At 44.9% G+C, this 9,523-nt stretch carries 8 protein-coding genes; 7 read left to right on the forward strand and 1 reads right to left on the reverse strand.

Translation table 11 applies throughout. The features are described from left to right. The 7 genes from H6S82_RS08590 to H6S82_RS08620 all read left to right on the forward strand — a co-directional run. Window positions 1-966, forward strand: a 966-nt coding sequence (locus tag H6S82_RS08590; RefSeq protein ID WP_191056151.1) for a pentapeptide repeat-containing protein, incomplete at its 5' end; no start/stop codon positions are given. A 198-nt stretch (window positions 967-1,164) separates the two neighbouring features. Beyond that, a complete protein-coding gene (locus H6S82_RS08595) occupies window positions 1,165-3,849 on the forward strand; it encodes a PAS domain S-box protein (protein WP_190465251.1) in 2,685 nt (894 codons plus the stop codon). After that, window positions 3,842-4,288 (forward strand): response regulator, encoded by a 447-nt coding sequence (locus H6S82_RS08600; protein ID WP_190465250.1) that lies wholly within the window; start codon window positions 3,842-3,844, stop codon window positions 4,286-4,288. The genes H6S82_RS08595 and H6S82_RS08600 overlap by 8 nt, the downstream gene beginning before the upstream one ends. Window positions 4,289-4,370: 82 nt before the next feature. Beyond that, the gene (locus tag H6S82_RS08605) at window positions 4,371-5,909 is read left to right on the forward strand and encodes an ATP-binding protein (RefSeq protein ID WP_190465249.1); all 1,539 of its coding nucleotides are present in this window, start codon (window positions 4,371-4,373) and stop codon (window positions 5,907-5,909) included. A 125-nt stretch (window positions 5,910-6,034) separates the two neighbouring features. Beyond that, window positions 6,035-6,571: a Uma2 family endonuclease gene (locus H6S82_RS08610; protein ID WP_190465248.1), complete on the forward strand. Its 537-nt coding sequence runs from the start codon at window positions 6,035-6,037 to the stop codon at window positions 6,569-6,571. 274 nt (window positions 6,572-6,845) lie between these two features. Beyond that, window positions 6,846-7,157, forward strand: coding sequence for a hypothetical protein (locus tag H6S82_RS08615; RefSeq protein WP_190465247.1), 312 nt, complete (start codon window positions 6,846-6,848; stop codon window positions 7,155-7,157). A gap of 175 nt (window positions 7,158-7,332) precedes the next feature. Next, window positions 7,333-9,060 carry a succinate dehydrogenase/fumarate reductase flavoprotein subunit gene (locus tag H6S82_RS08620; protein ID WP_190465262.1) on the forward strand — a complete coding sequence of 576 codons (1,728 nt, stop codon included), beginning with the start codon at window positions 7,333-7,335 and terminating at the stop codon, window positions 9,058-9,060. Window positions 9,061-9,165: 105 nt separating this feature from the next. On the opposite strand, the gene H6S82_RS08625 is transcribed toward H6S82_RS08620, so the two are convergent. After that, complete coding sequence (locus H6S82_RS08625; RefSeq protein WP_190465246.1) at window positions 9,166-9,336, reverse strand: DUF1902 domain-containing protein; 171 nt, start codon at window positions 9,334-9,336, stop codon at window positions 9,166-9,168. Window positions 9,337-9,523: the final 187 nt, after the last annotated feature.

Consider the following 9,523-nt stretch of genomic DNA (forward strand, 5'->3'; position numbering starts at 1 on the left):
GCAGCAGGAGAAAGAGATTTTAGTGGAGCTAATTTAATTGGAGCTAACCTAGAAAGCGCCCAACTCGTGGGAGTTAACTTTTCCGGTGCATATCTAGCAGCCGCCAACCTCAGCCGCGCACATCTAACGGGGGCAAATCTTTCCGGAGCATTTTTGCACCGCGCCGATCTAAGTTTTGCGAAGCTAAACGAAGCAATATTAACAAACGCAGACTTAACAAAAGCTAATCTTCGAGGAGCCTTCATAGTTAAATCCGTGTTGACGGGAGCCAAACTGAGCGGCGCGATAATGACAGCAGTAAACTTGCGTTTGGCAAATTTAAAGGGCGTTAATCTGTGTGGCGCAGATTTGCGGGGAATAAATTTTCGTTCTGCCAATCTAGTAGATGCTAACTTAAATTGGGCTAACCTCACGGGAGCCAGATTGAGCGGAGCCCAGCTGCGGGGAGCATTACTCAATGGCATCAAACTCAGTAAAGCTTTCCTCAATGGTGTAGACCTCAATAGCGTAGACTTGGATGGAGTCAATCTCAGCGAATCGAAACTCAGCGGAGCTAACCTCAGCGGAGCCAACCTTTCCGCAACTAATCTTAGCAATGCCCAGCTGCGCGTTTCGATGTTGGCAAGGACAAACCTTCACGCATCCAATCTCAGCGGTGCCACTCTTACCAAAGCCGACTTATGCGAAGCAAATTTAAGTAAGGCAGACCTCTCATCCGCCGATCTGAGTAAGGCAGATTTAACAGGCGCTAATTTAAATATGGCCGATCTCAGCGATGCCGACCTGAGCAATGCCTGTTTGCGACAAGCTTACCTCTGGGGAGCTAACTTTAATGTGGCAGCAATGCGCGGGGCAGATTTGACTGGAGCCAGCTTGCGCGGAGCGTACATCGAAGGCACAGAAGCACATTGGCCGGAGGCAATTCTGACAGGAGCGACTATGCCTGATGGCAGTCGCCACAACTAAGTTAGGGGCTATAAAAAGTCAAAAGTCAAAAGTCAAAAGTCAAAAGGAACAGGGAGAGGGAAAAGGGAAAAATATTAATTCTGCCCTTCTGCCCCATGTCCAATTGCCAAAATATCGGCTTTTCCACCACAAGTACGGGAGAAGCCACTGATTTTTGTTGGATTCATTAGAAAAATGCTGTAAAGGCTAGGGTGGGCAATGCCCACCCTACTTGTTTATGGACAATCTCGCTGCAAAATGGTAATGACAGCCTTACTAATGATTTTTGCAGCGAAAGAAATTGCTATGACAAGAGCGTACAAAAAAATTATTGCAGGTGGGTTTGGCTTGGCTTTACTCCTCTTAAGCGGCGTGGGCGCAGTTTCGTATCTGAGCGTACAAAAGTTGATTGCAAATAAGCAATGGGTCGAACATACTCGTCAAGTATTGGAAGAAATCGATAAAACTCTTGACGGTATTAAAGACGCTGAAACATCAAGACGTGCGTACATCATCACAGGAAACGATATTTATCTAAAAAGTTATAATGCTGGTATTCAAACAGCTAAACGCTCTCTCAACGTTGTCCGGGAGTTAACTGATGATAATTCTCACCAACAGCAGCGACTCGATGAACTCGAACCGATGCTCGCACAAAGAGTGGCTGTGCTTCAGGTATCGATCGATTTAGTTAAGCAAAATAAATCGAACCAAAAAAATCAAATTCTCCTAACCGATCGCGGTAACGCTCTCCAACAAAAAGTTCGATACAAACTATCTAAAATGGAACAAGAAGAACGACTTTTATTGCAGCAGCGATCGGCAGCGATAAATGACAGCGTTCGCTATACTAGCATCGTTGTCGCTATTGGTTATTTGTTAAGTTTCAGCCTACTATGTATTGTCTACTTTCAGCTGAAAAAGCAAATTCGGATTAGCCAATTGGCAGAAGCAGAACTGCTAAAACGCACGCATATGCTAGACTTCGCTAATGATACAATTATTATTTTCGATCTAGAAGATCGCATTCAGTATTGGAATCAAGGGGCAGCACGCTTATATGGGTGGTCAAAAGAAGAAGCTGTTGGAAAAGAAATCCATGACCTTTTACAAACAGTATTTCCCAAACCTTTAGAGTCAATCAAAAATGAGTGCTTACGCGATGTCTATTGGCAGGGAGAACTCAGACACACGAAACGAGATGGCACGCAAATTATAGTAGAGAGTCGCTGGACATCAGAGCGAGACAAACAGGGTAACGCGGTAGCATTTCTGGAAATTAACTATGATATTACCGATCGCAAACGGGTAGAAGACGTTCTTCGTATCAGCCAAGAAAGATATGCCCTCGCCGTTAGTTCCGGACAAGTAGGAGTTTGGGACTGGAATATTCAGACTAACCAATTTTATATCGATTCCAACATCAAAGAAGCTCTAGGATATACGGATTTAGATATTCCGAACACTTTGGATAGTTGGTATAGTTTGCTACATTGTGACGACAGAGAAAAGGCGATCGCAGCCATTAGAGAACACCTGCAAGGATTGACGCCGCAGTATGAAATGGAACATCGCCGACTCCACAAAGACGGCAGCATTCGGTGGTTTCTTTCCCGTGGCATAGCTTTTCAGGATGCCAACGATCGCGCTTTTCGCATGACGGGGACAGATACGGACATCACGGATCGCAAAACAGCAGAAATAGCTTTATCCCAACGCGAACAAGAACTGAAAACGGTGCTAGAAAATACCCCGGATGTAATTTCTCGATTGGATCGACAAATACGATACCTTTATATTAATCCCGCCATTACAAAGGAAACAGGAATTCCAGCTGAAGCATTCATCGGTAAAAGTCTTTCAGAATTGGGTTTTCCACAAGAACTCGTAGAGCAATTGGAAGCACCCTGCCAGAAAGTTTTTGCTACAGGTGAAATGAATGTAGTAGAATTCAATTCTGCCAGCCCCAATGGATTAAAATTCTACCAAGCTCGTCTCGTGCCAGAATTCGCCCTTGATACTTCAGTAGAATCTGTGCTGATTATTACCCGCGACATCACCCAGAGGAAGCAAGCAGAAGATGCACTGCGGGAACTGAATAATGAACTGACGGAGATTAATGGTGCATTACAAGCTGAAATTGCCGAGCGAAAAGAAGCAGAACGAAAACTAGAGCAACTAACTGCGGAATTAAAACGTTCCAATCAGGAATTAGAGCAATTTGCTTATGTAGCTTCCCACGATTTGCAAGAACCGTTGAGAGCGGTGACCGGTTACACCGAACTGCTATTGCATGACTACCAGCACCTTTTTGATGAGTCCGCACGCGAATACATGGGCTACATCATTGATGGTTCGACAAGGATGCGGCAGTTAATTCAAGACTTGCTAGCATATTCCCGTGTGGGTACTCGCGGTAAAGAGTTTGTTCCCGCTGACTCCAATGCGCTCTTGCGTGAAGCGCTCGATCGTTTGCAAGTAGCGATTGCCGAAAATAAGGCTACCATTACCTATGATTCCCTGCCAACCGTTATGGCAGACAAAACTCAATTGGTGCAGTTATTTCAAAATTTGATCGGTAACGCGATCAAATTCCACCGGGAAATGCCACCCCAAGTTCGGATTTCGGCAGAATTAACAGATAACAAATGGCTCTTCTCTGTAGGGGATAATGGAATTGGCATCAAAGAGCAGTATCTCGATCGCATTTTCGAGATCTTCAAACGTCTCCATACTCGCAGAGAATTTCCCGGTACCGGTATTGGTTTGGCTATCTGCAAAAAGATTGTCGAACGCCACGGCGGTAACATCTGGGCTGAATCTCAGCTAGGAGTAGGAACGACATTTTACTTTACCATCCCTTCTGAGTCATCCCTCCCAACAGAGATTTATTTACATGATTAGCAGCGAACTGCTTAGACCGATTGAAATTTTGCTGGTTGAAGACTCTCCCAGCGACGCTAAACTAACTATAAAAAAGCTAAAGACAGCCAAGGTAATCAATAACTTACATTGGGTTGAAGATGGGGAAACAGCAATAAAATTTCTCCGAAATCAGGGTGAGTACGCTGATGTTCCCCGCCCTGACCTGATTCTACTCGACCTTAACCTGCCAGCTATGGATGGACGGGAAGTACTCGGCGAGATCAAATCAGACCCGCAGTTAAAACGTATACCTGTGGTAATTCTCACCACTTCAGTAGATGAACGCGATCTGTTAATAGCTTACAATTTAAACGCTAACTGCTACATTACTAAGCCGGTTGACATCCAACAGTTTTTTGATGTTATCGGCGCGATCGAAGATTTCTGGCTAGCCGCAGTGAAACTACCTATAGAGTAATTCCAAACTCGATCGAAATTTAAAGTTAGGCAGAACTTCCGATCCGATCGTAAAAATAACCTTACACTCCTGGCGATGCTGTATGAATAAGAAACCCATTCATATACTTTTGGTCGAAGATAGCCCTAGCGATGCAATCTTGCTGCGCCAACTCTTTTCGCGCCTAAACAGCGGGGAGTGGGAACTGATATGGGTTGAACGACTGAATGATGCGATCGAGTCTTGCAGCGATTTCCTGTTTGATGTAGCTTTGTTAGACCTTTCTCTACCAGATTCTGATGGATTGGAGACGGTAGCAAAATTTAACGCCGCCGCACCAGATATCCCCATTGTAGTGCTGACGGGAGCTGACGATGAGGAGATGGGCTTGCAAGCGGTGGCAAAAGGAGCGCAAGATTATATTGTCAAAGACCAAATCACAGTTCAATTGCTAGTTAGGGCGATCCGCTATGCGATCGAACGCGGACAAATCCTCAAGCAACTCCACGATAGCGAACGGCGTTTTCGGGGAATTTTTGACCAGACATTCCAACTGATGCTATTGTTAAGCCCAGAAGGAATTATTCTAGAAATTAACAAAACATCCCTTGCTTTTTGTGGTGGCAAACAAAATGATTTTGTCGGTTCGCCGCTCTGGGAGATAAACTGTTGGCATGATTCTGAGGTAACTCAGGAGTGGTTGAAAAGTGCGATCGCCAACGCCGCTGAAGGTAATTTCGTCCGTAACGAACTCCAGATGTGCGGCGCAGAAAGTGCGATCGTCTGGATTGACTTATCGCTCAAGCCATTAAAAGATGAAAGGGGCAAAACTGTACTGCTGATTGCGGAAGGCAGGGATATTAGCGATCGCAAACGCGCTGAAATAGAAGTCCTCAAATCATTGGAAAAAGAACGAGAACTCAATCAGCTTAAATCCAGTTTTATTTCAATGGTTTCCCACGAATTCCGCAACCCCATGACCGCAATTCGCACAGCCGCTCAAATTCTCCAAAGCTATGGCGATCGCTTGACTGAAGAACAAAAAATCAAATATTTTGACCAGATTAAGAATGCTGTCAACAATACCACTCAACTACTAGAAGAAGTCTTGCTTCTCGGTAAAACTGACGCCAACAGGCTGCAATATCAACCCGCCACTTTAGATTTAAAAGATTTTTGTCGCGAACTCATCGAAAATTTGCAATTCACCGCCACAGAACAGCACAACATTACCTTTACCTGTGCGGGAGAATGCAGCCAAGTTGAAATGGACGAATTTTTAATGGGACACATTTTTAACAATTTAATCTCCAACGCTATTAAGTATTCTCCCCAAGGTGGCAACGTTCGGTTTAATTTAACTTGTCAAAACGATACGGCAATTTTTCAGATTCAAGATCAAGGCATCGGCATTCCTTTAAAAGACCAACAACATTTGTTTGAAACTTTCTATCGCGGCAGCAATGTGAATCGAATTCAAGGCACGGGATTGGGACTGGCAATTGTCAAAAAATGCGTAGATTTACACCGGGGACAAATTCAAGTAAAAAGCGATGTAGGCGCTGGCACAACTTTTATTGTAACGCTGCCTTTAACTAGATTTGCAGAAGTCCCCCGCCACACTATCGAATGTACGGTGTAGAGAAACCCGGTTTCTTGAAGAAACAGGGTTTCTGGGCTACGCTTCATACAAAAGTACTGAGCGAAGGGCGATTAAAATAGCGATAAAATAAGATCGGTCAGAATTACAAAAGCGAGTAAATAACTATGGCGATCGCTACTGTAACTGAAAGCTTCTCACTAGAAGACTTTATGGCTAATCCTCCAGAACAAATGGAATGGGTAAATGGTCAACTTGTGGAGAAAACGGGAATGACAGTAAAGCATAGTAGGGTTCAGTGTAGGTTGGGTCGTTACTGGGGAAATTACATCCAAGCATCCGGACAAGGAGGGGAAACTCACGTCGAACTTCCCTGTCGCACATTGAGGCAAGGTCGTCGTCCCGATGTTTCTTATCTGACACCTGAACTGCTGGAAGAATTTGGCGAAGCAGGTGCTTTACCCCAGAGTCCACCCCTAATTGCTGAAATCGCATCTCCCACCGATCCAGCTGAAGAATTATTTGCCAAAGCTAGCGAGTATTTAGAGTCAGGTTGTCAAGAAGTTTGGTTAGTATTTCCTGAAAGCTGCCGAGTGTTGATTATTACACAAGAAGGGACATTGGCTTTTAAATCCGGCGATATCGTTAGTACGCAAGTTGTTTTGACGGGTTTTAGTGTAGCAATAAATGAATTGTTAGCTTGAGTTTGGTAGTTTGTGCAAGTAAGAGAAGTTGAAGTTGGATTGCAGTAAAGGAAATCATATGTTCATTGTTGATAGCTCGCGTTTCATGGCAAAAAACTATCAAGAATGAACAACAAACAGCCCTCAAAAAAAGTTACTCTTTCTCTCAGACAGTTATTTGTTCGATACATTGTAAAATTTTATTACGATATCTTTAAAAAAATATTGCAAACCTACCCAAAACCCAATCTAACTTTAACGTAGAAACTTATAGCAATGTTACGAGGAAAATGTCATGGATAAATTACAAAGATATCGTATGGTCTGCACTCTTACCTTTGGCGACATATACGGTCAAATCGTTATTTGGTTAATCGTCATTTTCTTGAGTTTAGCCTCCGCACTTGCCCTGTGGAGTAGCAGCCGCCACATTTACGCCTTAGCCACCGTTGGACTTATTCTCGTATTGTCTCTGCCCTTCTTGCTATTTGCCTTCGTGACTACGCTGCTGAACCATATTGAATTTGTGCCTTTAGGGCAAGAGGAAACAACTCGAACAAGCCCAGTAGCGGCACCTAATCAGGAAACCTTACGAGTAACCACATAAGCGGTCATAGGTAAACGATCGATAGTCAAAAGTCAACGGTCAGTAGAAAATCTAACTCACAACTAACAACTGGCATCTGACTTTTGCCAGATTTGTAAAGAACTTTCCCACTTTTTGTTGGGGAAGTTTTTATTTGAGTGACCATAGATTAGGGATTACAGATATCAAACCAAATATGTTAGAACACGATGTAATTATAGTTGGCGGTGGACTGGCTGGGTGTCGCGCTGCTGTAGAGATTGCCCGTACCGATCCCAAACTCAGTGTAGCTGTAGTCGCTAAAACTCATCCGATTCGATCGCACTCTGTCGCCGCCCAAGGTGGTATGGCTGCTACCCTAAATAATGTCGATCCAGACGATACCTGGGAAGCCCACGCTTTCGATACGGTCAAAGGTTCCGACTATCTGGCAGACCAAGATGCGGTGGCAATTCTTACCCGCGAAGCACCAGATGTCATCATCGACTTGGAACACATGGGTGTGCTGTTCTCTCGTTTGCCAGACGGACGCATCGCCCAACGCGCTTTCGGCGGACATTCCCATCGCCGCACTTGCTACGCCGCCGATAAAACCGGTCACGCGATTCTACACGAGTTGGTTAACAATCTCAGGCGTTACGGTGTCCATATTTACGATGAGTGGTACGTAATGCAACTGATTTTAGAAGATGCCCAGGCGAAAGGTGTGCTGATGTATCGCATTCGGGATGGGCATCTGGAGGTAGTTCGCGCTAAGGCGGTGATGTTTGCTACTGGGGGCTACGGTCGCGTTTTCAATACTACTTCCAATGACTATGCCTCTACGGGCGACGGTTTGGCAATGTCTGCCCTCGCGGGTGTGCCGTTGGAAGATATGGAATTTGTGCAGTTTCATCCCACAGGTTTGTATCCGGTGGGGGTGCTGATTTCGGAAGCGGTGCGGGGAGAGGGTGCTTATCTGATTAATAGTGAGGGCGATCGCTTTATGGCTAATTACGCCCCCAGCCGGATGGAACTGGCACCCCGCGATATTACATCCAGAGCGATCGCACGGGAAATCCAAGCGGGACGAGGCATTCATCCCGATGGTTCTGCGGGTGGCCCCTTTGTCTACCTCGACTTGCGCCACATGGGTCGCGAAAAAATTATGAGTCGCGTTCCCTTCGCTTGGGAAGAATGTCATCGCCTCCTGGGTATCGACGCCGTGGAAGCACCAATGCGAGTCCGACCCACAGTTCACTACTCGATGGGCGGTATCCCAGTCAATACAGACGGGCAAGTTCGCAGTGGGCCAGATGGGTTAGTGGAGGGATTCTTCGCGGCGGGAGAAGCTGCTTGTGTCTCAGTTCACGGCGCAAATCGTCTGGGTAGCAACTCGCTGCTGGAATGTGTGGTCTACGGGAGAAGGACTGGTGCAGCAATAGCACAATACGTGCAAAAACGCAAGCTACCGGACATCAACGAGCAACGCTATATTACAGAAGCTCAGAAACAGATTCGATCGCTTTTCGACCAAAAGGGAGAAATACGAATTGACAAGCTGCGTCAATCTTTGCAAGATTGTATGACTCAATACTGCGGTGTCTTTCGCACCGAGTCAGTCATGCGCGAGGGATTGGCAGAGTTAGAGAAGCTACAGCAGCAATATCAGCATATCTACTTGGATGATAAAGGTAAACTTTGGAACACTGAGATTGTAGAAGCTTGGGAACTGCGTAGTTTGACGATCGTCGCGCAGGTCATTCTCACATCTGCCCTGAATCGACAAGAAAGTCGCGGCGCTCATTACCGGGAAGATTATGCCGATCGCGATGATGAAAATTTCCTCAAGCACACCCTAGCATACTATTCCCCTGCTGGCATCGACCTTCAATATAAACCTGTCGCAATTACCATGTTTGAGCCAAAAGAACGGAAATATTGAAGTTTGTCAGTTTTCGGTATTATTTGGGGTGGGCATTGCTCACCCTATAATTAAACATCAAGAAAACTGATAAGGCAAATCTTGTAACTGAAAGTTCTGATTATTTTATTTTTCTAAATCTAAGAGAACTTTGGCGACATCCTCAGCAATTTCTATAGCTTCCTGTACTGTTTTTCCTTCCGCAACCAGACCCTGTAAATCATCGCTGGTAGCGACAAAATATTCTTGCCCATTTTCAATAAACTTTTCAACCTTGAGTCTAATTAGTGTTTGCATTTACTTAATGTTTCTCTTGAGGGAAATACGGAATCAGTAAATCTGCCCAGATCGATCGCTTTCACTACTGATGAGTAATTATCCTAATAGCTTACCCAATAGCTACCTCCAATTGAGTCACAAATACTTCTGGATGTAAGCGGTTTTGTATTTCTGAAGGATCGGCAACTTCAAAAAACAATTCTAA

This window comes from Planktothrix sp. FACHB-1355 (assembly GCF_014748295.1).
Classification (GTDB): domain Bacteria; phylum Cyanobacteriota; class Cyanobacteriia; order Cyanobacteriales; family Aerosakkonemataceae; genus Aerosakkonema; species Aerosakkonema funiforme_A.